The sequence below is a fragment of the Thermochromatium tepidum ATCC 43061 genome (genome assembly GCF_009664085.1).
Lineage (GTDB): Bacteria > Pseudomonadota > Gammaproteobacteria > Chromatiales > Chromatiaceae > Thermochromatium > Thermochromatium tepidum.
Window position 1 is genome coordinate 2,295,776 of record NZ_CP039268.1, and the last position, 23,916, is coordinate 2,319,691.

The following is a 23,916-nucleotide window of genomic DNA, read 5'->3' on the forward strand; positions in this document are numbered from 1 at the left end:
CACTCATTCCCCGGCGATCGTCATGCGCTCGATCAGCCAGGAGCCGGTGCGGGTGCTGCCCGGAAAGTCGCAGTCATTGCCGACGGCGACCAGTCCGGCAAACATCTGCTTGAGGTTGCCGGCGATGGTGATCTCCTCGACCGGATACTGGATCGCACCGTTCTCGACCCAGAAGCCAGACACCCCACGCGAATAGTCGCCCGTGACTAGGTTGACGCCGTGGCCCATGAGCTCGGTGACCATCAGCCCGGTGCCCATCTCGCGCAGGAGTGCGTCGCGGTCCAGTGTGCCCATCTCGATGGTGAGATTGCGCACCCCGCCTGCATTGCCCGTGGTCGGCATCCCCAGCCGGCAGCCCGAATAGGTGTCGAGCACATAGGTCTGGAGCACACCGTCGCGCACCAGATCCTTGGCGCGCGTCGCCACGCCGTCGCCGTCATAGGGGGCGCTGGAGAGTCCACGCAACAGATGGGGCTGCTCATGGATGCGCACGAACTCGGGGAAGATCGGCTGGCCGAGCTGGTCGAGCAGGAAGCTCGAGCGCCGATAGAGACTGGCGCCGCTGATGGCCGAGACCAGATGGCGCAGGAGTCCGGTTGCGACCTCGGCACGAAACAGCACAGGCGCATCGCGCGTGCTGAGCCGCCGCGCGCCGAGCCGCGCGACCGTGCGCTCGGCCGCCCGCACGCCGACCGCCTGCGCCGAATCCAGATCGGAAGGTGCGCGCGCCGTGGTCCACCAATAGTCGCGCTGCATCGATTCCCCATCCTGGCCGATCACGGCGCAGCTGAGGCTGTGGCGCGTGCTCGCATAGCCGCCGAGGAAGCCATGCGTATTGCCGGCGACCTGGAGGCCGAGGTGGGTCGAGAGACTCGCACCCTCGGAGTTGACGATCCGCGGATCATGGGCACGCGCGGCGTCCTCGCAGGCGATGGCCAGCTCGATCGCCTGCTCGACCTCGATCGCCCAGGGGTGATAGAGATCGAGGTCCAGGATCTCTGTGGCCATGAGTTCGGGTGGGGCCAGATGGGCGCAGGGGTCGTCCTGGGTATGCTGAGCGATGGCGCGCGCGGCGCTGACGGCATCGCGCACGGCGGCAGGGCTCAGATCCGAGGTGCTGGCCGAGCCCTTGCGCTGGCCGAAGTAGAGGGTGACGCCCAGACCGTTGTCGCGCGTGTGCTCGACCGTCTCGACCTCGCCGAGCCGAACCGAGACCTCTAGGCCGGTGCTGCAGCCGACCGAGGCCTCGGCGGCGCTCGCGCCCTGGCGCTTGGCTTCCTTGAGGAGGTCTTCGATGATCTGTTGCAGCCGAGCCAGACGCTCGGCGGTGTCCTCTGTGGTCAGGATGGGCATGGTGGACTGTGGTGTCTCGGCTGGAGTTCGGATCGACGGGGTCGCCTTGTCAGCGGTTTGCGGGGACATGATAGCAGCTCGACTCGGAAAATCCGTGTCCAGGTTCGGGATCTACGCGCTGGCCTAGCGATTCGGTGAAGATCCCGGCGGGCGTGATCCTTTGGGGTATGGCAGATGCCGCCCCCGCTCACCCCTCTACCGGCGACGGGCGTTCTTGGTGGGCGGCCTGGGCGGGGCACGCCGACCCTCGGGCATCCTGCCCGTCCCCGGTGGCTGGATGCTTGGCACCAGGTGGCGCTTGCCGTTGCCGATCAGATCGGCGCGGCCCATGTCTTTGAGCGCCTGACGCAGCAGCGGCCAGTTCTCGGGGTCGTGATAGCGCAAAAAGGCCTTCTGCAAGCGGCGCTGACGCAGACCACGCACCACAGAGACGGTTTCTGAGTCACGGGTCACCCGTTTTAGCGGATTGCGCCCGGTGTGATACATGGCGGTGGCGATCGCCAGCGGTGTCGGCAGAAAGGACTGGACCTGATCGAGCCTGAGCCTGTGGCGCTTGAGCCAGACGGCGAGGTTGAGCATATCGACATCGGTGGTCCCGGGATGGCCGGCGATGAAATAGGGGATTAGATACTGCTCCTTGCCCGCCTCGCGTGAATAGCGCTCAAAGAGCGCCTTGAAGCGATCGAAGACCCCGATGCCGGGCTTCATCATCTTGCTCAAGGGCCCAGGCTCGGTGTGCTCGGGCGCGATCTTGAGATAGCCGCCGACATGGTGCGTCACCAGCTCGCGGATGTAGGCCGGCGAGCGCATGGCCAGGTCGTAGCGCAGACCCGAGGCGATGAGCACCCGTTTGATCCCAGGCACGGCGCGCGCCTTGCGGTAGAGCTGGATCAGGGGGCCGTGATCGGTGTTGAGGTTACGACAGATGTCGGGATAGACGCAGGACAGCTTGCGACAGGCGGCCTCGATACGTGGATCGCGACAGCCCAGGCACCACATGTTGGCCGAAGGCCCCCCGAGATCCGAGATGGTGCCGGTGAAACCGGGTGCGCGGTCGCGGACCTCGCCGATCTCGCGCAGGATCGAGTCCTCAGAACGGTTCTGGATGATGCGCCCCTCGTGCTCGGTGATCGAGCAAAAGGTACAGCCGCCGAAACAGCCGCGCAGGATGGTGATCGAGTGCCGGATCATCTCCCAGGCTGGCAGTCGCGCCTCGCCATAGCTCGAATGGGGGCGACGGGCGAAGGGCAGTTCATACAACCGGTCGAGTTCGGAACTGGTGAGCGGGATCGGCGGCGGGTTGAGCCAGACCTCCCGATCGCCATGCGCCTGGACCAGGGCGCGCGCATTGCCCGGGTTGGTCTCCAGATGAAAGACGCGCGAGGCATGGGCATAGAGCACCGGGTCGTCGCGCACCTGTTCGTAAGATGGCAGCCGGATCACGGTCCGGTCGCGCCCGGCACGCGGCGCCAGGGTCACCACTGGCACACCCTCGGCCCGCCGCTCACAGCGCGGGTCGTCTTCATAGGGGTCATTGTGGAGCCTGAGCGGTCCAGGCGTGTCGAGCCGGGTCGAGTCGATCACCGTCCAACCCTCCGGCAAAGGCCCCCGCCGCATGAAGGCCGTGCCGCGCAGATCGCGGATCGACTCGATCGGTTCGCCGCGCGCCAGGCGGTGCGAAAGCTCGACGATGGCGCGCTCGGCATTACCGTAGATGAGCAGATCGGCCTTGGAGTCGACCAGCACCGAGCGGCGCACTGTCTCCGACCAATAGTCGAAATGGGCGATGCGGCGCAGACTGGCCTCGATCCCGCCGATGACGATGGGCACCCCCGGATAGGCCTCGCGCGCGCGTTGAGCATAGACGATCACCGAGCGGTCGGGGCGGCGTCCGGGCTCGGCGTTCGGCGTATAGGCATCGTCGGAGCGCACCCGCCGGTCGGCGGTGTAGCGGTTGACCATGGAGTCCATGTTGCCCGCCGTGATGCCGAAGAACAGATTCGGCCGCCCGAGACGCCGGAAATCGTCCGCCGAGGTCCAGTCCGGCTGCGCGATGATCCCGACCCGAAAGCCCTGCGCCTCCAGCAGGCGCCCGATGATCGCCATGCCGAACGACGGATGATCAACATAGGCATCCCCGGTGACGATGACGATGTCGCAACTGTCCCAGCCGAGCAGGTCCATCTCGGCGCGCGAGAGCGGCAGCTCGGGGGCGGTGCCGAATTTATAGGCCCAGTACTTACGATAGGAGAAGAGATCAGGGGCAGAGCGCATGGTGGTCTGGGGCGTCGAACAGCGATCGGATTCGCATTGTAGCGTCAGGGCGCCGAGAAGATGTCTGGACCCATCGGGCACAATCACCGAAAATGCATCTCTTGCATGGTTCATTCAGTACATCGGACGCTCCGGCGGTTGTTGCAATCGAGGTTGATGACGTGGATCTGGCAACCCTCTTGGGCTTTGTTGGCGCCATCGGCGTCATGATCGGCGCGATCGTGCTCGGTGGCGATATCGGGGTCTTCATCGATGTCCCATCGATCGTGATCGTGTTCGTCGGTACCACCTTCGTGGTGCTCTTTCGCACCACCCTGGGTCAATTTCTGGGTAGTTTTAAGGTCGCCATGGGGGCCTTCTTCGCCAAGCCCGTCCAGCCCCAGTCGCTGATCGAGGAGGCGGTGGCCCTAGCCAATATCGCGCGTCGCGAGGGCCTGCTCGCCCTGGAGGGTAAGCAGATCTCGCATCCCTTCCTCCAGACCGGTATCTCGCTCTGTATCGACGGCCACCCGCCCGAGGTGGTGCAGAAGGTGCTGAGCAAGGACATCAATCTGGCCATCCAGCGCCAGGAGGCCGGCTACAGTGTCTTCAGGGCCACGGCCGAGGTCGCACCCGCTATGGGGATGATCGGTACCCTCATCGGTCTGGTCCAGATGCTGTCCAATATGTCTGACCCCAAGAGTATCGGTCCGGCCATGGCCGTGGCGCTCCTGACGACACTCTATGGTGCCGTACTTGCCAATGCCGTGGCCATCCCGATCGCCGAGAAGCTCAAGCTGCGCGCCAACGAGGAAAAACTCTCCAAAACTCTGATCCTGGAGTCGATCTCGGGCATCCAAGAGGGTCTGAATCCGCGCGTGCTCGAACAGCTCCTCATGACCTATCTCCCGGAGAACCAGCGCCAGAGCGGGAAGGACTAGCGACACCCCACTTCAATCCAATGAGGCCGGTACCATGGTAGAGGAATGCGAATGCCCAGATCCGCCGCCAGCCGGTGCGCCCGAATGGATGGCCACCTTCGCTGACCTCATGTCGCTGATGATGTGCTTCTTCGTGCTGTTGTTGTCGTTCTCCGAGATGGACGTCATCAAGTACAAACAGGTCGCAGGCTCACTCAAGGCCGCCTTCGGCGTGCAGCGCGACATCGAGGCCCAACAGGACCCGCTCGGCACCAGTATCATCATGCAGGAGTTCTCACCGGCCCAGCCGCAGCCGACCGTGGTCACTGAGGTCCGGCAACAGACCACGGACGAAACCAAGCGCTTGCTCGAGATCCTCGACCCAGCGGTCGAGGACGCCCAGGACAAGGCCGAGGATCTCAAGCATGAGCTCAAGCTCGAGATCGAAAAGGGTCTGATCGAGATCAACACCATCGACGATCAGGTCGTCATCCGGATCCTTGAGAAGGGTTCCTTCCCCTCGGCCTCGGCCCGGATTAGCCCTGATTTCAAGGCGATGCTGATGAAGATCGCCGACGCGCTCAATCAAATCGAGGGACGCATCCTGATTGCTGGACACACCGACAATGTCCCGATCGAGACGGCCGAGTTTCCCTCCAACTGGGTGCTCTCGGCGGCACGCGCGGCAGCCGTGGCCCATACCATGACCCAAAAGGGCGGGATCGCCCCCGAGCGCGTCGAGATCCGTGCCTATGGGGAGAACCGTCCGATCGATTCCAATGACACCCTGGAGGGCCGCGCCCACAATCGCCGCGTCGAGATTGTGGTGCTCGGCGATCGCAGCGCCCAGACGCTGCTCGAAAACATCGATGGCGACAACAATCCGCAGGCGAAGAAAGGGTTATGATGAGCAAAGACGAGCCAGTCCGGCCAAGCGCATCCGAGCCGGAAGACCATCAGGATCGCGACCGGCGGCGTTACTTTCGCATCGAAGATCGTTTGGGTCTGCTGGTCGTTCCACTCGGACCAGACGAGGAGGTCCGTCTGATCGAGAGCCTGGAGACCCCAAGTTCGCGCGCGGGTCTGCTAAACGATCTGCACGCCATCCGCGACCTGCATCTACCCGAGCGCCGCGCCCTGGAATACAAGTTCCCGACCGTGGCCGCCTATATCAAGGTGATCGAGACCCAGATCGAGATGCTGGCCCAGGCGATTGGCGATGGCGAGGGCTTTCCGAACTCGCCTGACACGGATGCCTGCCTCAGCGCCCAGGGCATCGGGTTCCACTGGCCGATGTCCCTTGAGATCGGCGGCTGTGTCGAGTTGCGTCTGACGCTCTTTCCCGACCGAGTGCATGTACGGGCGCTGGCGCGGGTGGTGCGTTGCGACGCGACCGAGGGTCAGGATTATCAAGTCGCCGTCGACTTCACGCATCTGCGCGAGGCCGACCGCGAGGCCATCATCCGCCATGTCCATCGCGTCCAGCGTCTGTGCCTCCAGGCCCAGGCCGAGGCGGCCTTCGAGGCGCGCCACCAGGCCGGCCTCAAGCCACTCCAGGACAAACCCAGCCGCGGTTAGGCCGGTGTGCGCTCGACCGTAGGGGTGACGATGGTTGCTGGGCGCCTCCGCCCCCGGATCAGCACGAAGAACAACGGCACGAACAGCACCCCGAGCAGGGTCGCGGCGACCACGCCGCCGAGCACACCGGTTCCGATCGCGTTCCGTCCGCCCGAACCAGCACCCGTGCTGAGCACCAGCGGCAGCACCCCAAAACCGAAGGCCAGCGAGGTCATGACGATGGGTCGGATCCGCATCCGCGCGGCCTCCAGCGCCGCAACCAAGGCGTCGCGCCCCTCCCCCTGGAGCGTCTTGGCGAACTCGACGATGAGGATCGCGTTCTTGGCCGAGAGTCCAATCGTTGCCAGCAACCCGACCTGAAAATAGATGTCGCTCGGCAGACCGCGTCCCAGGGCCGCAACCACAGCCCCGAGCACGCCGATCGGCACCACCAGCATGACGGCAAAGGGCACCGACCAGCTCTCGTAGAGCGCCGCGAGCGCCAGGAACACCACCAGTGCCGAGAGGGCATAGAGGGCCGGGGCCTGGGCGCCGGCCGCGCGCTCCTCATACGAGATCCCGGTCCATTCCAGACCGATCCCAGGCGGCAGTTTGCGCGCCAGTTCCTCGATGGCGGCCATGGCCTGGCCGGTGCTCAATCCAGGTGCCGCCTGACCGAGGATCTCGGCCGAGGGCAGACCGTTGTAGCGCTCGAGACGCGGTGAGCCATAGCTCCAGGTGCCGGTCGCAAAGGCCGAGAAGGGCACCATGTCGCCTTCGGCATTGCGCACATACCAGGCGTTCAGGTCCTCAGGGACCATCCGATAAGGCGCATCGGCCTGGACATAGACCTTCTTGACTCGACCCTGGTGGACGAAGTCATCGACATAGGCGCTGCCCCAGGCGATCGCCAGGGTGCGATTGATGTCGGATAAAGACAGACCGAACGCGCCGGCCTTGGTGCGATCGACCTCGACCTGATACTGGGCCTCGTCCTCGCGTCCGTTCGGACGCACCGCGATCAAGCGCGGATCCTGCATCGCCATCCCGAGGAATTGACCGCGCGCCTCGGCCAGCACCGCGCGTCCGACGCCACCCTTGTCCTGTAACTGCACATCCCAGCCCGAGGCCGTGCCCAGCTCGATGACCGCCGGCGGCGGGAAGGCAAAGACGCGCGCGTCGCGGATGCGCGAGAAGGCCATCATCGCCCGTCCGGCCACCGCCTTGACGTGCAGATCGGGCCGCCGACGTTCCGACCAGTCCCTGAGCTTGACGAAGCCGATGGCCATGTTCTGACCCTGACCAGCAAAGCTGAAGCCGGCCACGGTGATGAGCTCCTTGACCGCCGCCTTTTCGTCCTCCAGGAAGTGTCTCTCGACCTGTTCGAGCACCGCGCGCGTGCGTTCGAGCGTCGCCCCCGAGGGCAGCGTGACCTGCATGATCAGGATGCCCTGATCCTCGTCGGGGAGGAACGCCGTCGTCATGCGCTCGTGCAGCACGATCAGCATGCCGACCAGCCCCAGATAGACCACCAGGAAGATCCAGCGTCGCCGCGCGATGCCAGCCACACCCTTGCTGTAGAGATCGACGCTGCGCTGGAAGTTGCGGTTGAACCAACCGAAGAACCCAGACCGCGGCCCGGACGGCCTGGGCTTGAGCAGCGAGGCGGCCAGGGCCGGACTTAAGGTGAGCGCCACCACCACCGACAGCAGCATGGCCGAGACAATGGTGATCGAGAACTGGCGATAGATGACCCCGGTCGATCCGCCGAAGAAGGCCATGGGCACGAACACTGCCGCGAGCACCAGGGCGATGCCGATCAGGGCGCTGGTGATCTGATCCATGGATTTGCGCGTCGCCTCCTTGGGCGGCAATCCGTCCTCGTGCATCACGCGCTCGACGTTCTCGACCACCACGATGGCGTCGTCGACCAAGAGTCCGATCGCCAGCACCATCGCAAACAGGGTCAGGGTATTGATGCCGAAACCGAAGGCCGCCAGGACGCCAAAGGTCCCCAAGAGCACCACGGGCACCGCGATGGCCGGGATCAGGGTCGCGCGCAGGTTCTGGAGGAATAGATACATAACGATGACTACCAGGATCACCGCCTCGATCAGGGTCTTGACCACCTCGCTGATCGAGATACGCACGAAGGGTGTGGTGTCATAGGGATAGACCGCCTCCATCCCCGCTGGGAAGAAGGCCGAGAGTTCGGCGATCTTGCGCTTGACCGCATCGGACGTCTCCAGCGCATTGGCACCGGCGGCCAGCCGGATCGCCATGCCGGCGGCCGGGCTGCCATTGTGACGCGCCATCTTGCCGTAGCTCTCGCTGCCCAGCTCGATGCGGGCGACATCGCGCAGATGCACGGTCGAGCCGTCGGCCTGGGTACGCAGCCGGATGGCGCCGAACGCATCCGGGGTATTCAAACGATCCTGGACATTGACGGTGACATTGAGTTGTTGGCCCTCCAGCGCAGGGAGGGCGCCCAGCTGACCGGCCGAGACCTGGGCATTCTCGGCCTCGATCGCCGCGATCACGTCGCTCGGCGTCAGTCGGTACTGGTTGAGCCGATTGGGATCGAGCCAGACGCGCATCGCGTACTGGGTCTCAAACAGGGTGACCTCGCCCACCCCGGGGACGCGGCTGATCGGATCCTTGACCAGGCTGGCGGCATAGTCGGCGAGATCGGCATTGCTCAGGCGCCCATCGCGCGAGACGAAGGCCACCACCATCAAAAAGTTGCGCACGGATTTCGCGACCTGGATCCCCTGGCGTACCACCTCGTCCGGGAGGAGGGCCGTGGCCAGTTGCAGCTTGTTTTGGACCTGCATCTGAGCCAGGTCGGGATTGACGCCGTTCTCGAAGGTGAGTGTGATGGTCGCAACACCGTTGGACTCGCTGGTCGAGGACAGATAGCGCAGACCATCGAGACCATTCATCTGCTGCTCGATGACCTGAGTCACCGCGTCCTCGACGGTCTGGGCCGAGGCGCCGGGATAGATGGCGGTGATGGCGATCGCCGGCGGGGCGATGGCGGGATATTGCGCAACGGGCAGGATACGGATCGACAGCAGCCCGGCCAGCATGATGACGAGGGCGATGACCCAGGCGAAGACGGGTCGGTCGATGAAGAAACGGGCCATGGTGGGATGCTCGGTGATCAGTGGTCGGTGGTCAGTGCTCGGTAGTCAATGGCTGGTCGAGCACCACGGGCTGGGCCTTGTCGCCTGGACGCACCTTCTGCAGACCATCGAGGATCAGGCGGTCACCGGCCTCCAGACCCGCATCGACCAGCCAGTCGCTGTCCAGTGCCCGATCGATCTCGAGCAGGCGCTGCTCGACCAGGCCCGCGGCGTTCAGCACCAGGGCATAGGGCCGGCCACGCCGGTCGCGCTGCACCGCCCGTTGCGGGACCAGGATCGCCTCCGGCCGCGTACCCTCCTCCACCCGGGCCCGCACGAACATGCCAGGTAGCAGGACATGATCCGGATTGGGGACGATCGCGCGCAGCGTGACCGCGCCCGTGCTCGGATCGACGCTGACCTCGGAGAACGCAAGCCGCCCGGCGAGCGGATAGTCGCTGCCGTCCTCCAGCACCAGGGTCACGCGCGGCTGATCACCTTCGGGACGCTTCAGACGCCCGTCCTCCAGGGCGCGGCGCAGACGCAGCAGTTGCGCGCTCGATTGGGTGAGATCGACATAGATGGGATCGAGCTGCTGGATGGTCGCCAAGGCCAGTTCCTGATTGGCGGTGACCAGTGCGCCCTGGGTCACGGACGAGCGCCCGATGCGCCCGCCGATCGGTGCCGTGACTCGGGTGTATTCGAGATCAATGCGCGCGCGTGCCAACTGGGCCTCATCGACTGCCACGCCGGCGGCGGCCTCCTTGAGCGCGGCCTCGGCATCGTCGAAGTCCTCCTGACTGATGGCCTTGGCCTTGAGCAGATTGGCGTAGCGTTCGGCCTTGAGCCGGGCACGCTCGAAGGTGGCGCGTGAGCGGTTGAGCGCGGCCTGGGCGCTGTTGTAGGTCGACTGATAGACGGACGGGTCGATCTGATAGAGCACCTGTCCCGAGTGGATCAATGCGCCTTCCTGAAACAGCCGCTCCTTGATGATGCCGCCAACCTGGGGGCGAACCTCGGCGATCCGATAAGCGGCTGCACGCCCTGGTAGCTCGGTGGTCAGGGCCACTGCGTGTCTCTGGAGTGTCAGGATGCCCACCTCGGGTGGCAGTCCACCTGGACCACCGGGTCCGCCCGGTGGTGGACCGGGCGGCGCCGAGCGCCCACAGCCACCGCTGGCGACTGCCACAATCAGCACGCCTAGCCAGGCACAGGCCCAAGGCCAAGGGATCAAGGGGTTCATGCACACCTCGAAAGAAGATTAGGATATATAGAATGCCCACTCTAGAATGAGCGTTCAATCTAGGCATTCGAGGCCGATTCGTCAAGCACCAAGGCATGACCCAAGAACGAGGAGCGACCCCAGCATGACCCTGACGACCCAACCCGACCCAGAACAGACGCGCGCCCAGGCGCGCCGACGTCAGATCCTCGATGCCGCTGCGTACTGCTTTGCGCGCGAGGGCTTTCATGGCACCAGCATCGCCGCGCTCTCCCAGGCGTCTGGGATGAGCGCGGGGCACATCTATCACTTCTTCGCCAACAAGGAGGCGATCATCGCGGCCCTGGTCGAGCGCAGGCTGGAGCAGTCGCTGGAGCTGGTGCGCCAATTCGAGAACGCCGAGGACGTGTTTCAGGCGCTGATCGATCGCGTCGACCTGGGATTGAACGAGAAGGCGAATCTAGACCACGCCGCCCTGGAGCTGGAGATCCTGGCCGAGGCGGCGCGCAACCCGCGCGTCGCGGCCAGCGTGCGCGCGGCCGATCGCATCAAGCGCGACCGTCTGATCGGGGTCCTGGGACGGGCACGCCAGGGGCTGGGGCGCCAGGCTGACACTGCGGATGCCGAGGCCGTGACCGAGCTCTTGATGGCGCTGTTCGATGGATTGATGGTCCGGATCGTCAATCACCCCGATCTGGATCGCGCCGCCTTGGCCCCGCTGATCCGTACCGCGTTGCGGACCTTCATCGATGGCAACTGAAGGAAATACGGAAACACTCCATCCATGGAGTATCTCAGCCCGCCTCGTCCCGGTATCGGCCCAGGATGGGCACCTGTGTGGGTGCGACGGCCCCCACTATTCCATCAAGACCATCGGATAAGAAAGCTGCAACACGCTTCGAGCGGTCCGTGAACGATAGAACAATTTCAAGCCGTGGCCCTGTCAAGGTAGATCTCGGCAAAGCGGGTCGGCGTCTCTGTATAGGAGCGCCTTCAGGCGCGATCCACATCTGCCAAGATCGCGTCTAAAGCCGCCCCTACGGGAGGCGTGGGTGGGTAGGAGCGCCTTCAGCGCGATCCACATCTTTTTGAGGGCTGGTTAATAAAGGGCGCCATCCGCTTCCGGCCTAGTCGTTCCAATAGAAGGCTTGTTCCACAGCGCCCGTGGCCGGTATCTCGATCGTGCGGGTCTGGACCTGACCGGCGTTGTCGACCTGGAGGACATAGCGCCCCGGTGCCAGCTTGGCATAGAACCACGGGCCCTGTGAGACGGCCTCGAGTAGGGTCGGTCCGGCGGCATCGTCGATACGTACCCGTACATTGGCCAGATAGGACCCGGAGCCGGCAACAGCAAAGAGCAGGCGCAGGTTGAATTTGGATTTGACCTCCTGCATCTCGGTGCGCTCCGAGACACCGATGCCGCCGCTGATATAGGGCACACCGCTGGTCAGGTCGGCGGCAGGCAGGGGCGCGGGTGCTGGGGTCGGTATGGGAGTAGGCTGAGGCTGAGGCTGAGGCTGGACGGGCGCGGACGGTTCAGCAGGCAGGATGGCGCCACCCGGGAGGATGGTCCCGGGCGGCAACAACAGGCCCTCTTGCAGCACCGTACCCTCTGGGAGCTGCACCTGGGTCGGCGGCGGTTCATCCTCGGGCGCGATGGCCCATTCAGTCCTCAGCCCCTGTTCGACCGGCGCCGGCGGCGCCGACTCGTACTGGGCCTGGGCCAAGGCAACGCCCATCGGTAGGGTCAGCACCAGTACCAGGCTGATTCTCAAACACAGGTCGATGCGTGTCATAAGGCACCTCAGATGGCATTCCGATGATTCCAAAACCCTACGGGGAGGATAGTGGATTTTAGTCAGTCCGTCCCCGCCGCCTGACCGCTCCAGCGGCTCGGGAACTGGCTCTCGATGACGCCCGAGCGATGCAGGATGGCGATACCAAGCGCATAACCGCGATAGCTGGCGATGACCTGTCCCGGCGGATGGACGGCCCGCTGTTCGCGCGTGGGCGCGAAGGTCTCGCGCCGCAGATAGGCATCGCGCTGTTTGCGGCTGAGTTCGAGCCGAAAGCGCGTCACCTCTGGTCCAATGAGCAGGGCCCCGCTGGTGGTGGGCTTGGGCGGGTGGACATTGGTGCGATGGAAGAAGAGCCCGTGCCCCGCAGCCGGGGGGACGGCGGGCGGGGCATGATCGGCGGCCATCAGATGCAGACCGCGCCTGGTCTGACGGTGGACGCGGTAGCGGCACCAATAGCCCTCGGGCAGCCCATACTTGGACCGCAGTCCCTCCAGCCATTCATCGTGCCCGTCCCCGTCTAGGGTGGCGAGTTCTGGCTCGGGTTCTGGCGAGAGCCCGGCGTCCTTCTCCAGCAACGCGATGAAAAATCCGCCGGTGTCGTTGCGGTGGGGCCAAAAACGCCGGCATCGTGCGAGTTCAGGCGGTAGCACACGACCCTGCCACTGGGTCACACCGGGCGCGGTGTCGAAACCGGGGATGTCGATGGCCCTCAGCCTGAGCCTGCCGTCGCACTCGGCCAGGATGTCGGCCACCACCAGCTCATTTTCCTCGGGCGCGAAGGTGCAGGTCGAATACAGGATCAGACCACCGGGACGGCAACGCTGCACCGCCTTGCGCAACAGGGCGCGCTGGCGCGACCCGAACCGCTCGGCGTCGGACGGATCCAGTCGCTGCAACAGGGACGGATGGCGCCGGAGGGTGCCCTCAGCGGAGCAGGGGGCATCGAGCAGGATGCGGTCGAACTGACCGCCGGCGCTTGGCCAGTTGCTCGCATCGCTCTGGGTCGTGGTCACATTGAGCACACCGAGCCGATCCAGATTGCCCTGGAGCGCCTTGAGGCGCGCGTATGAGATATCGTTGGCGACGACCGTGCCCCGGTTGTCGAGCGCAAAGGCGATCTGGGCGGTTTTGCCGCCGGGAGCGGCGCACATGTCGAGCACGCGCTGACCGGGCTTGAGGTCCATGAGCGTCACCGGCAGCTGCGAGACGGCCTCCTGCGCATGGGCCAGGCCCACGCAGTACCACCACTGCTGACCGGCCCGGAACTCGGGCGGGAGGTTCAGGGCGTTGGGCAGCCCCTGGATCGGTTGTGGCGACAGCCCCTGCTCGACGAGCAGCTCGGTCAGCGCCGCGACCGAGATCCGCCCCGGATTGGCCCAGAGCGTGACCGGTAAGGGGCGACCAAGTGCTTCGGCGAAGGCGTCCCAGTCGTCGACCAGATCGCGATAGCGTGCGAGCCAGGAGGCGGCGATCTGGTCGGGCCTGAGAAGCGAGGCCGCGCTGACGCGGGCGGTGCGTTGGTTCATGACTGAGTATGACCCCTTTCTATTCAAATGACCCTTGGTCAGCCTCGCGTGCGGCCAGCAAGCACCCAGCGAATTCGGCAAACAGGTTGCGGATACTGGTGGCCTGCGAGAGCGAACGCGACACGGGTTGATTGGTCGGCGTCAGCTCCAGGGCGGCGGCGCGATCGAGTCGACGCTCGACCAAGTGCTCGCCGAGAACTCTGGCAGCGATGCGCCTAGGAGGCGTCTTGGAACGCGGAGAGGAATCGCTGAGCTTAGACAGCACGTTCGCCATTCCCTGAAACCTCGCGCCTGTCTATTTGTCCGCCTTGGCCTGACGCCGCCGATCGAGCCGCCGGACGAACTCGGCGATCAGGCGCGCATAGAGCGCATCGCCCAGCACCCCATCCTCGACCCCGGCATCCAGACTGGGATTGTCGTTGACCTCGATCACGACCGGACCCGCGGGCGTCTCCTTGAGGTCAACACCATAGAGCCCATCGCCGATCAGATCCGCCGCCTTGAGTGCGGTACGGATGACGGCCGGCGGAACATCCGCGATGGCGAGCGTCTCATAGCCCCCCTCGACGTGGCGCCCGTCGCTCTCGTGCTTGACGATCTGCCAATGATCACGGCTCATCAGATACTTGCAGGCATAGAAGGGCTGGCGTCCGAGGATGCCGATGCGCCAATCAAAGGGGGTATAGAGAAATTCCTGGGCCAGGATCAGATCGGACTCCTTGAACAAGCGCGCCGCGATGCGGGTCAGGCTGGCCCGATCCTCGGCCTTGTGGACACCGCGCGAGAAGGAGCCCTCCGGGATCTTGAGCACCACCGGATAGCCGATCCGCTCCTCGGCCTCCAGCAGTTGTTCCTTGCGCAGCACCAGGGTCTTGGGCCGGGGGATGCGATGCGCGGCCAGGAGTTCGGCCAGATAGACCTTGTTGGTGCAGCGCAGGATGGAGTCTGGATCATCGATGACGACCAGCCCCTCACTGTCGGCCTTCTTGGCGAAGCGGAAGGTGTGGTGCCCGATCCGGGTGGTCTCGCGGATGAAGAGCGCGTCGTACTCGGCGAGCCGGCTGTAGTCCTTGCGCTGGATGAGCTCGACGTTCACGCCCTGACTCTTGCCAGCCTTGACGAAGCGCGCCAGCGCCTTGGGGTCCGAAGGCGGCAGCTCCTCGGCCGGGTCGTAGAGGATCGCCAGGTCATAGCGATAGGACAGGCGCGCGCGCGGTTGGCGCCAGCGCTTGGACAGATAGCCCTCCAATGCCGCAAACAGCGGACCCTCGGTCTCATTGGTGATGCTCGTGATCGACAACGCCTTGATCGCGCCGATGCGCCAGGTGCCGTGGAGCCGGAACTCGACCCTGAGGATGGGACAACGAAAGGTCTCGAAGATCAGCCGCGCCAGGGGCTGCAATTCCTTCACATCACACTGACCAAAGCAGATCGTCAGCTCATAGGCGGTCGGGGTGAGCGCACTGGCCTTGCGCCGCCCAAGCAGACGCTGTGCCAGGGTGTTGAGCTCCTCGGTCGCCAGGTCGTAGAGCTCGCGGCTGGAGAGCTCCTGGATGGTGCGCACCGTCGGGATGACCTTGTGACCGCGCGCCTCGGCCAGCAAGGAGCAGTAATAGCCGAGCGAGAGATAGCGATAACTGCGGCAGAGGTTGATGACGCGCAGATCACGCTTGGCCGCCAGCTCGCCGCCGGCCAGATAGTCGCGCGCCGTGACCACGGGCAGACGCGGAAAGCCAGGCCTCCAATCGCCCGGCTGTTCCACCAACAGGAGATGTTCGGCCATGTGGATCGCATTCGTTCAGGGGCTGGAGACGAGCACGACGGCCTGCAAGCCGACCCGGCCATAGCGGGCCATGCGGGTGAATTCGTCGCGCCGGATCGGCATGTCGATAGAGTCGATGGCGGTCTCGCCGTTGTCGTAATCGACATAGGGGTCATGGACATAGACGAAGTGCTCGTCGAACCCTGTGATCACGACCCAGTGCGGGAACTTCTCGCCATAGATGCGGTAGGAGCTGATCAGCACCAGGGGCACGGCACCGGCATCCCAGCGCTGCTGGATGTCCTGGATGCTCAGGGTCTGATAGTGAATCGGGATGCCGAGCTGCTCGGCCTCGGCGAGCATGTCCTCATGGACCAGACGCATGACCTCTTTCTTCTCGGGGCTGCGGACTGAATCGACCAGCGGCACGCCGGTGTCGTTGACATGGACCTCGACGGCGAAGTTCCGGCGCTGGGCGGCCAGCGCCAGCCCGATTGGGCCACAGCCACCATGCCCCGAGGTCATGAAGATGGTGGTGGATTCGCGCCAGATACGCAGCTCCAGGGTACGGCTCAGTTCCAGACTCGGGCGCAGTGCCTGCATGGCCATCATCAGCGACGAGGGGCCACAGGTAAAGTCCAGGGTCTGCTCGTAGAAGGGGACACGCTTGAGCTCGGGTTTGAGACCGGGCGCCATCGCCTTCTCGTAGCGCAGCGCCTCCGTGTGGTCTTCGTAATAATCCGAGAGCACCCCGAAGCGCCGATAGCCGGCGCGCTCGAACAGCTGTTGCGAGGCCAGGTTGTCGCGCCGGATCTCTAGACGCATATAGGCACGCTCCTGCGCCCAGGCCGCCTGCTCGGCAGCGGCGACCAGGGCGCGACCGATCCCGCGCCTGCGCGCGTGTTCGGCGATGGCGATCGAATAGAGCCGGGCGACCGAGGTGGCGCGGCTAAAGAGCACCAGCACATAACCTAGCAGCTCGCCATCGGCCTCGGCCACCAGGGTACTCGCATGTCCGCGCGTGAGCAGATAGCGGAACTGGCGCCGGTTGATGCGATCGCCTGCGAAACAGTCCTGTTCCAGACGCAGCAGGGCGCTCAGATCGCTGAGGAGGGCCGGGCGGATGACGAATGGCGGGGTGTCGGAGGGCGTTGACACAAAGGGCGCGCTTAGGTGATTTCCATTGCAGCTTGCACGGGCAGCAATCTACAGTGTGGCCTAAAAAACGCAAGATCACCCCAACCATCGCCCTCGCTACCCGGAGCGCCCTCGGTAGACCATGACCACCCAGCCCCCACCCCTCAAGACCATGCTCGCAGGGTTGATCGAAACGCCATCGGTGAGCAGCGTCACACCCGCCCTCGACCAGAGCAATGAACCACTGGTCAGTCTGCTGGCCGGCTGGATGGAGAGCGCCGGATTCCGCGCCGAGATCCTGCCGGTCCCTGGACATCCGGGCAAGTTCAACCTGCTCGGCACACTCGGCTCCGGCCCCGGCGGTCTGGTGCTCTCGGGTCACACGGATACCGTCCCCTTCGACGCACCGCTCTGGACCCATGACCCGCTCAGGCTGACCGAGGCCGATGGGCGCTATTACGGGCTTGGCACCTCGGACATGAAGTCCTTCTTCGCGCTGGCGCTGGAGGCGGCGCGTCCATTCCGCGCCTCGGATCTCAAATGCCCGCTGATGATCCTGGCCACTGCCGACGAGGAATCGGCCATGCACGGCGCGCGCGCCCTCGCCGAGGCTGGACGCCCGCTCGGGCGCCATGCCCTCATCGGCGAGCCGACCAGCCTGCGCCCGGTGCGTCTGCACAAGGGGGTGATGGGCGAGGCGGTGCGGCTGATCGGACGCAGCGGCCATGCCAGTGATCCGAGTCTGGGCAACAACGCGCTCGATGGCATGCATGCGGTGATGTCGGTCATCCTCGACTGGCGCACCGAGTTGCAGAAGACCCATCGGCATACCGCCTTTGCGGTCCCCTACCCCACCGTCAATCTGGGCCACATCCATGGCGGCGACAATCCAAACCGCATCTGCGGTGAATGCGAGCTGCATCTGGACCTGCGTCTCCTGCCTGGGATGGATCCGGTGGAACTGCGCACCGCCCTGGCAGAGCGGGTCGCCGAGGTCGCCCACCGGCGCAGACTCCAATGGTCGGTCGAACCGCTGTTTACACCCATCCCCCCAGCCGAGACCCCGGCGACGGCGGCGATCGTGCGTGTCTGCGAGGCGCTGACCGGACAGGCGGCCGAGGCGGTCAACTTCGGCACCGAGATGCCGTTTTTGAACCGGCTTGGGATGGAGACCCTGATCCTAGGGCCGGGCGATATCGCCCAGGCCCATCAGCCCGATGAATTCCTGGCACTGGACCGCATCCCGCCGATGCTCGAGCTGCTGCGCGCGCTCATTCGGCGTTTTTGTGTCGAGGCCGAGGCCATCACAGGCTGAATCCTTCAGGACACCGGGATCGACCCGCCGCCGACTACCCACTGACGCTCGATCCCAGCCCGCCGCCCTGATCACGGGCGAGCGCCACGAAGGCGCGCAGATACTCGATGTCGGACTCGCGCTCACGGATGCCGACGAAGATCTGTTTGGCGATCCCCTGGGCTCCGAGCCGTATCGCGGCCAGATCGAGCGTTCCGGCCTGTTCGTCCACCAGCCAGCGGGGCAGGGCCGCGACACCACGACCGCTGGCGACCATCAGCAGCAGGATCTCGGTCGTCTCGATCGGTTTGTGACGCCTGGGCCGGATGCCGGCCGGCAACAGGAAGCGGGTATAGATGTCGAGCCGGTCGAGGGCGACCGGATAGGTGATCAGTGTCTCCTCGGCCAGGTGTTCCGGTTCGATGTAGGGCAGACCACGCAGCGGATGCCCTGGTCCGACCACCAGCACCTGCTCATAGTCGAACACCGGCTCGAACTTTAGGCCGTGGGTATAGAGCGGATCGGGCGTCACCAGCAGATCGATCTCGTGCGCGAAGAGTGCGCCGATCCCGCCGAACTGAAACTCCTGCCGGACATCCACATCCACGTCCGGCCAGGCGGCCAGATAGGGTGAGACCACCCTCAACAGCCATTGATGGCAGGGATGGCACTCGATACCGATGCGCAGGGTGCCGCGCTCACCCTGGGCGAACTGCCGCAGGCGCTCTTCGGCCTGGGTGAATTGCGGCAGCAGACGCCTGGCCACCGCCAGCAGATAGGCACCGGCCTGCGTCGGACGCAGACGGCGCCCCTCCCGGATCCAGATCGCTACCCCGAGCTGATCCTCCAGCTTGCGGATCGCATGGCTCAAGGCCGATTGGGTGAGGTGCAATTGCTCGGCGGCGGCGGTCAGCGAACCGTGCTGATCGACGGCACGGACGATCGCCAGATGGGTGCGTTCCAGTTGGGCCATCGCAGGGGTCTTATATGAATGCTATACATGATCGGATGAAATCATACCATTTCCATTCATGATTCACGCTGACGAGAATGGCGCCATCCTTCATCCGTCAGAGCAATCGACATGGTCATCACACACAACCTCGGCTTTCCGCGCATCGGGGCCAAGCGCGAACTGAAATTTGCCCTGGAATCCTACTGGAAGGGTGAGTCCTCACGCGACGCACTCAGGGCGGTCGGCGCCGAGCTGCGCGCGCGCCATTGGCAAGACCAAGCGGGTCTGGATCTGATCCCGGTGGGCGATTTTGCCTTCTATGATCAGGTGCTCGACATGAGCTTCACACTGGGCCATCTCCCCGAGCGCGTGCGCGGCGTCAAAGATGATGTCCTCGACACCTATTTCCGCGTGGCGCGCGGGCGCTCGGCGCCGGCGGCCGACGCACAGGCCGGTTGTACCAGCGGCGTCGCCGCCGGCGAGATGACCAAGTGGTTCGATACCAACTATCACTACATCGTGCCGGAGTTCACGGCGGCCACCGATTTCGCGCTCGATGCCTCGCGTCTGCTCGAACAACTGGCCGAGGCCAGGAGCCAGGGTCTCAATGCCAAACCGGTCATCATCGGTCCCGTCACCTATCTGGCCCTGGGCAAGAGCAAGGACGGCTCTGACCGGCTCGCACTGCTCGATCGTCTGCTGCCGGTCTATTCTGAGTTGCTGAATCAGTTGGCCGCGCAGGGTGTCCAATGGGTGCAGATCGACGAGCCGATCCTGGTCACCGAGCTGGACGAACGCTGGCGTCACGCCTTCGAGATCGCCTATCACGCCTTCAAGACCGCCCCGGTCAAGCTGCTGCTTACGACCTATTTCGGCGACCTCCAAGATCAAGGCTATCTGGCGGCCCATCTGCCGGTGGCTGGACTGCACCTCGACATGGTCAGGGGGCGAAACGACCTGGCACCGCTGCTGAATCTGCTGCCCTCGACCAAGATCCTATCGCTCGGCGTGATCGACGGACGCAATGTATGGAAGACGGATCTGAACGCCGTGCTCGACTGGCTGGAGCCGGTCCGGGACCAGCTCGGCGAGCGGCTGTGGATCGCGCCCTCCTGTTCGCTGCTGCATGTGCCTGTGGATCTGGACAGCGAGCAGAGGCTCGACCCTGAGGTCCGGCCCTGGCTGGCCTTCGCCCGGCAGAAGCTCGATGAGCTGCAGGTGTTGGCCAGGGCGCTGAATCAGGGTCGTGAGAGCGTCCGGGCCGAGCTGGACGCCAATCGCGCGGCCATCGATTCACGACGCCAATCAGCGCGCGTCAACGACCCCGCGATCAAGGCGGCGCTCAGCCGGATCGATGCGCAGATGGGCCAACGTCAGAGTCCCTACGCCGAGCGCGCCCTCAAGCAGGCCGAGCGGCTCAGGCTGCCCAGGTTCCCGACCACCACCATCGGCTCCTTCCCCCAGACGCCTGAGATCCGTCGAGCCCGCCAGCAATTTAGGTCTGGGGCGATCGATGAGGCAGGCTATGTCGGGTTCATGCGTGGCGAGATCGCCCGCTGCGTGCGCGAGCAGGAGAGGCTGGGGCTGGATGTCCTGGTGCACGGTGAGGCCGAGCGCAACGACATGGTCGAGTACTTCGGCGAACAGCTCACGGGCTTCACCTTCACCGAGTTTGGCTGGGTGCAGTCCTATGGTTCGCGCTGCGTCAAGCCGCCGATCCTGTTCGGTGACGTCCATCGTCCCAAGCCCATGACGGTAGACTGGATCACCTACGCCCAGTCGCTGACCGAGAGGCCCATGAAGGGCATGCTGACCGGCCCGGTGACGATGCTCAACTGGTCCTTTGTGCGCGACGACCAGCCGCGTTCGGTGTCCTGCCGGCAATTGGCGCTGGCGATCCGCGAAGAGGTGTTGGATCTGGAGCGCGCCGGGGTGCGCGTGATCCAGATCGACGAACCGGCGCTGCGCGAGGGCCTGCCGCTTCGGCGCTCGCAGTGGAAAGGGTATCTCGACTGGGCGATCGAATGCTTCCGGATCGCCGCCAATGGGGTGTCGGACGAGACCCAGATCCACACCCATATGTGCTATTCGGAGTTCAACGACATCATGGCGTCGATCGCCGACCTGGATGCCGATGTCATCACCATCGAGACCTCACGCTCGGATATGGAACTACTCGCGGCCTTTGAGCACTTCCAGTATCCGAATGCGATCGGTCCAGGCGTCTATGACGTCCACTCGCCTAATATACCGAGCGAGGCGCAGATGGTCGAACTCATCCGCAAGGCCGCTGAACGCATCCCACCCGAGCGGCTGTGGGTGAATCCGGACTGCGGACTCAAGACCCGGCAGTGGAACGAGGTCATTCCGGCACTCACCAACATGGTTGCGGCGGCCAAGACGCTGCGCGCCGGACTGGGCTGATCGCCTGAGGGGGGCTTTAAGCGACCCCATCGAACCTTGCTGCTCTCACACTAAAGTGCGCCAAAGTGCGCACTTTTGTTTCCTGCCCCGAGCCCAGGCCCGTCTCTGGCAGGCGTGCCCCCCAAGGCCCGTACCAGAGCGGCATTCTCATCGGGCGTGCCGACCGTAAAACGCAGGCAGTCGGCCAACAGCGGATGCGTGCCATCGAGATTCTTGACCAGGATCCCGGCCTGCTTGAGTCCGGCGAAGATCGCCCCGGCGCGCCCCGCAGGGACCCGGGTGAGGATGAAATTGGCCTCACTCGGATAGGGATGCAGCCCGGGGATCGAGTCGAGCGCCTCCAGAAGCCGGCTGCGTTCGGCACGGATGGCACGCGCCTGGGCATCGAACACCGCCTTGTGTCTGAGGGCAAAGGCCGCCGAGACCTGGGTGAGCACATTGATGTTATAAGGCAGGCGGACCTTGTCGATCTCGGCCAGCCACGCGGGCGGCCCGACCAGATAGCCAAGCCGCAGCCCGGCCAACCCCATCTTGGAGAGGGTACGCATGACCACGAGGTTGTTCCAGTCGCCGACCAGACCCAGGAAACTGGCGTCGGTGAAGGGTGCATAGGCCTCATCGACGACCACCAGACCGGATGCTGACTCGATGATCCGTACCATGTCGTCGGCGTCGAACCTGTTGCCGGTCGGGTTGTTGGGATAGGCCAGATAGATGAGCGCAGGGCGCTCGCGTTCGATGGCTGCGAGCACTGCCTGCAGGTCGAGCGAAAAGTCCTCGGACTGGAGCGGCACCCCGACATAGTCCATCCCGGCGAAGAGCCCGATCATCCGATACATGACGAAGCCCGGGTCGACCGAGAGGACCTTGGCACCCGGCTGAGCGAGCGTGAGCGCGAGCATCTGGATCAGCTCATCGGAGCCGTTGCCGAGCAAGACCCCCATCTCGTCCGGGATCGCCATCGCCTCGCGCAAGGCTGCTTGGAGCACGAGTCCCTTTGGATCGGGATAGCGGTTGAGTTCCAGCCCGCGCAACGTCTCCAGCCACTCGGACTGGAGCGCCTCCGGCCAGGTGTAAGGGTTCTCCATGGCATCCAGCTTGATCAGCCCGGCCGACTCGGGGACCTGATAGGCCCTGAGCGCGCGGATCTCGGGGCGAACCAGGGACTCGATGCGTGCATTCATGCCCCGAAGCCTCCGCGATACTCGGCCGAGCGCGCGTGCGCCGTGAGCCCCTCGCCCCGGGCCAATAGGGCGGTAGTCTGCGCCAGTCGCGCGGCGCCCGCAAACGAGGCCATGATCAGGCTGGAGCGCTTCTGGAAGTCATAGACCCCGAGCGGCGAAGAGAAGCGTGCCGTGCGCGCGGTCGGCAAGACGTGATTGGGTCCGGCGCAATAGTCACCCAGCGCCTCGGCGGTATAGCGCCCCATGAAGATGGCACCGGCGTGCCGGATGCGTCCGACGATCGACTCAGGATCGGCGACCGAGAGCTCCAGGTGCTCAGGCGCGATCTGGTTGGCGACCGCGATGGCCTCGTCCAGGTCGCGCACCAGGATCAGCGCCCCACGTGCGCGCAAGGCCGCCTCGATGATGGGCGCACGCTCCAGGGTCGGCAGCAGCGTGTCGATGCTCGTCGCCACCCGATCAAGGAACCCGGCGTCCCAGCTCACGAGGATCGACTGCGCATCCTCGTCGTGCTCGGCCTGGGAGAACAGATCCATGGCAATCCAGTCCGGCGGCGTGTCCCCGTCGCAGATCACCAGGATCTCGGACGGTCCGGCGACCATATCGATCCCGACCTGACCGAAGACGGCACGCTTGGCGGCAGCGACATAGATGTTGCCTGGTCCCACGATCTTGTCGACGGCAGGGACGGTCTCGGTGCCATAGGCAAGCGCGGCCACCGCCTGGGCCCCACCGATGGCAAAGGCGCAATCGACACCCGCGACATGCGCCGCCGCCAGCACCAGCTCGTTCAATTCGCCATCCGGTGTGGGCACCACCATGATGAGCTCAGAGACGCCCGCGACCTTGGCCGGGATGGCGTTCATCAGCACCGAAGACGGATAGGCCGCCTTGCCGCCAGGGACATAGAGTCCGACGCGATCCAGCGGCGTGACCTGCTGACCGAGCAGGGTGCCATCCGGGTCGCGGTAACTCCAACTCTCGAGGCGCTGATGCTCGGCATAGGCGCGGACGCGCTCGGCGGCGGCTTCGAGCGCGGCGCGCTGCTCGGCAGGGATGGCGCTCCAGGCCTGCTTAAGACGCACGCGCGGCAGTTCCAGGTCGGACGGTGTCGCCGGCGTCCAGCGATCGAGGCGCACGGTATAGTCTATGAGTGCGGCATCACCCCGCGCGCGCACCGCGCGGATGATCTCGGCGACGACCTGCTGGACCCGCTCATCGGCGACCGACTCCCAGGCCAGCAGTCCAGCGAGACGGGTGGCGAAATCTGCGTCCGAAGTGGAGAGACGTTGGATGTCAGTCACGGCGGTATGCTCCTAAACTCGGTCAAGAACGCTTGGGACACGAATGATGCGGTTTGCCAGCTCACCGCATCCAACGATAGATCAATGGATTGCGCAGAAAT

18 protein-coding genes are annotated in these 23,916 nt (G+C 64.9%); 6 read left to right on the forward strand and 12 right to left on the reverse strand.

Going from position 1 to position 23,916, the window contains the following annotated elements; genetic code table 11:
* Positions 1 to 3: 3 nt before the first annotated feature.
* Both pmbA and E6P07_RS10580 read right to left on the reverse strand, forming a co-directional pair.
* Positions 4 to 1,353, reverse strand: a complete 1,350-nt coding sequence (pmbA, locus tag E6P07_RS10575) for a metalloprotease PmbA (RefSeq protein WP_153976213.1) — start codon at positions 1,351 to 1,353, stop codon at positions 4 to 6.
* 195 nt (positions 1,354 to 1,548) lie between these two features.
* Complete coding sequence (locus E6P07_RS10580; protein WP_153975568.1) at positions 1,549 to 3,627, reverse strand: YgiQ family radical SAM protein; 2,079 nt, start codon at positions 3,625 to 3,627, stop codon at positions 1,549 to 1,551.
* A gap of 161 nt (positions 3,628 to 3,788) precedes the next feature.
* Here E6P07_RS10580 and pomA point away from each other — a divergent pair, with 161 nt between their 5' ends.
* From pomA to E6P07_RS10595, 3 genes are read left to right on the forward strand one after another with little or no spacing between them, the layout of a single operon-like run.
* On the forward strand, positions 3,789 to 4,547 hold the full coding sequence (gene pomA, locus E6P07_RS10585) for a flagellar motor protein PomA (RefSeq protein ID WP_153975569.1): 759 nt from the start codon (positions 3,789 to 3,791) through the stop codon (positions 4,545 to 4,547).
* 34 nt (positions 4,548 to 4,581) lie between these two features.
* Entirely contained in the window at positions 4,582 to 5,433 is an 852-nt protein-coding gene (gene tssL / locus E6P07_RS10590; protein ID WP_153975570.1) for a type VI secretion system protein TssL, long form, read from the forward strand.
* A complete protein-coding gene (locus tag E6P07_RS10595) occupies positions 5,433 to 6,104 on the forward strand; it encodes a PilZ domain-containing protein (RefSeq protein ID WP_153975571.1) in 672 nt (223 codons plus the stop codon). Before tssL ends, E6P07_RS10595 begins: the two co-directional genes overlap by 1 nt.
* On the opposite strand, the gene E6P07_RS10600 is transcribed toward E6P07_RS10595, so the two are convergent.
* The gene (locus E6P07_RS10600) at positions 6,101 to 9,229 is read right to left on the reverse strand and encodes an efflux RND transporter permease subunit (protein ID WP_153975572.1); all 3,129 of its coding nucleotides are present in this window, start codon (positions 9,227 to 9,229) and stop codon (positions 6,101 to 6,103) included. The two genes, E6P07_RS10595 and E6P07_RS10600, sit on opposite strands and share 4 nt — an antisense overlap.
* Before the next feature lie 31 nt (positions 9,230 to 9,260).
* Entirely contained in the window at positions 9,261 to 10,451 is a 1,191-nt protein-coding gene (locus E6P07_RS10605; RefSeq protein ID WP_153975573.1) for an efflux RND transporter periplasmic adaptor subunit, read from the reverse strand.
* A 124-nt stretch (positions 10,452 to 10,575) separates the two neighbouring features.
* On the opposite strand from E6P07_RS10605, the gene E6P07_RS10610 reads away from it, so the two are divergent.
* Positions 10,576 to 11,190 carry a TetR/AcrR family transcriptional regulator gene (locus E6P07_RS10610; protein ID WP_153975574.1) on the forward strand — a complete coding sequence of 205 codons (615 nt, stop codon included), beginning with the start codon at positions 10,576 to 10,578 and terminating at the stop codon, positions 11,188 to 11,190.
* A gap of 367 nt (positions 11,191 to 11,557) precedes the next feature.
* Here the strand turns inward: E6P07_RS10610 and E6P07_RS10615 are convergent, their stop codons facing one another.
* The 5 genes from E6P07_RS10615 to E6P07_RS10635 all read right to left on the reverse strand — a co-directional run bounded on the left by E6P07_RS10615 (position 11,558) and on the right by E6P07_RS10635 (position 16,675).
* Positions 11,558 to 12,226 carry a carboxypeptidase regulatory-like domain-containing protein gene (locus tag E6P07_RS10615; protein ID WP_153975575.1) on the reverse strand — a complete coding sequence of 223 codons (669 nt, stop codon included), beginning with the start codon at positions 12,224 to 12,226 and terminating at the stop codon, positions 11,558 to 11,560.
* 62 nt (positions 12,227 to 12,288) lie between these two features.
* Positions 12,289 to 13,755: an RsmB/NOP family class I SAM-dependent RNA methyltransferase gene (locus E6P07_RS10620; protein ID WP_153975576.1), complete on the reverse strand. Its 1,467-nt coding sequence runs from the start codon at positions 13,753 to 13,755 to the stop codon at positions 12,289 to 12,291.
* A gap of 19 nt (positions 13,756 to 13,774) precedes the next feature.
* Positions 13,775 to 14,029, reverse strand: a complete 255-nt coding sequence (locus tag E6P07_RS10625) for a hypothetical protein (protein WP_153975577.1) — start codon at positions 14,027 to 14,029, stop codon at positions 13,775 to 13,777.
* A gap of 21 nt (positions 14,030 to 14,050) precedes the next feature.
* Positions 14,051 to 15,538: a RimK family protein gene (locus E6P07_RS10630; RefSeq protein ID WP_153975578.1), complete on the reverse strand. Its 1,488-nt coding sequence runs from the start codon at positions 15,536 to 15,538 to the stop codon at positions 14,051 to 14,053.
* Positions 15,539 to 15,553: 15 nt separating this feature from the next.
* Entirely contained in the window at positions 15,554 to 16,675 is a 1,122-nt protein-coding gene (locus tag E6P07_RS10635) for a GNAT family N-acetyltransferase/peptidase C39 family protein (RefSeq protein WP_153975579.1), read from the reverse strand.
* Between the two features lie 121 nt (positions 16,676 to 16,796).
* Here E6P07_RS10635 and argE point away from each other — a divergent pair, with 121 nt between their 5' ends.
* Positions 16,797 to 17,969 carry an acetylornithine deacetylase gene (gene argE, locus E6P07_RS10640; protein WP_153975580.1) on the forward strand — a complete coding sequence of 391 codons (1,173 nt, stop codon included), beginning with the start codon at positions 16,797 to 16,799 and terminating at the stop codon, positions 17,967 to 17,969.
* Positions 17,970 to 18,003: 34 nt separating this feature from the next.
* Here argE and E6P07_RS10645 read toward each other — a convergent pair whose 3' ends face one another.
* Positions 18,004 to 18,921 carry a LysR family transcriptional regulator gene (locus E6P07_RS10645; RefSeq protein WP_153975581.1) on the reverse strand — a complete coding sequence of 306 codons (918 nt, stop codon included), beginning with the start codon at positions 18,919 to 18,921 and terminating at the stop codon, positions 18,004 to 18,006.
* Between the two features lie 111 nt (positions 18,922 to 19,032).
* Between E6P07_RS10645 and metE the strand changes: the two genes are divergently transcribed.
* Positions 19,033 to 21,327 carry a 5-methyltetrahydropteroyltriglutamate--homocysteine S-methyltransferase gene (gene metE / locus E6P07_RS10650; protein ID WP_153975582.1) on the forward strand — a complete coding sequence of 765 codons (2,295 nt, stop codon included), beginning with the start codon at positions 19,033 to 19,035 and terminating at the stop codon, positions 21,325 to 21,327.
* Between the two features lie 50 nt (positions 21,328 to 21,377).
* Here the strand turns inward: metE and hisC are convergent, their stop codons facing one another.
* On the reverse strand, positions 21,378 to 22,511 hold the full coding sequence (hisC, locus tag E6P07_RS10655) for a histidinol-phosphate transaminase (protein ID WP_153975583.1): 1,134 nt from the start codon (positions 22,509 to 22,511) through the stop codon (positions 21,378 to 21,380).
* On the reverse strand, positions 22,508 to 23,815 hold the full coding sequence (gene hisD / locus E6P07_RS10660) for a histidinol dehydrogenase (protein WP_153975584.1): 1,308 nt from the start codon (positions 23,813 to 23,815) through the stop codon (positions 22,508 to 22,510). Before hisD ends, hisC begins: the two co-directional genes overlap by 4 nt.
* Between the last annotated feature and the right edge of the window lie 101 nt (positions 23,816 to 23,916).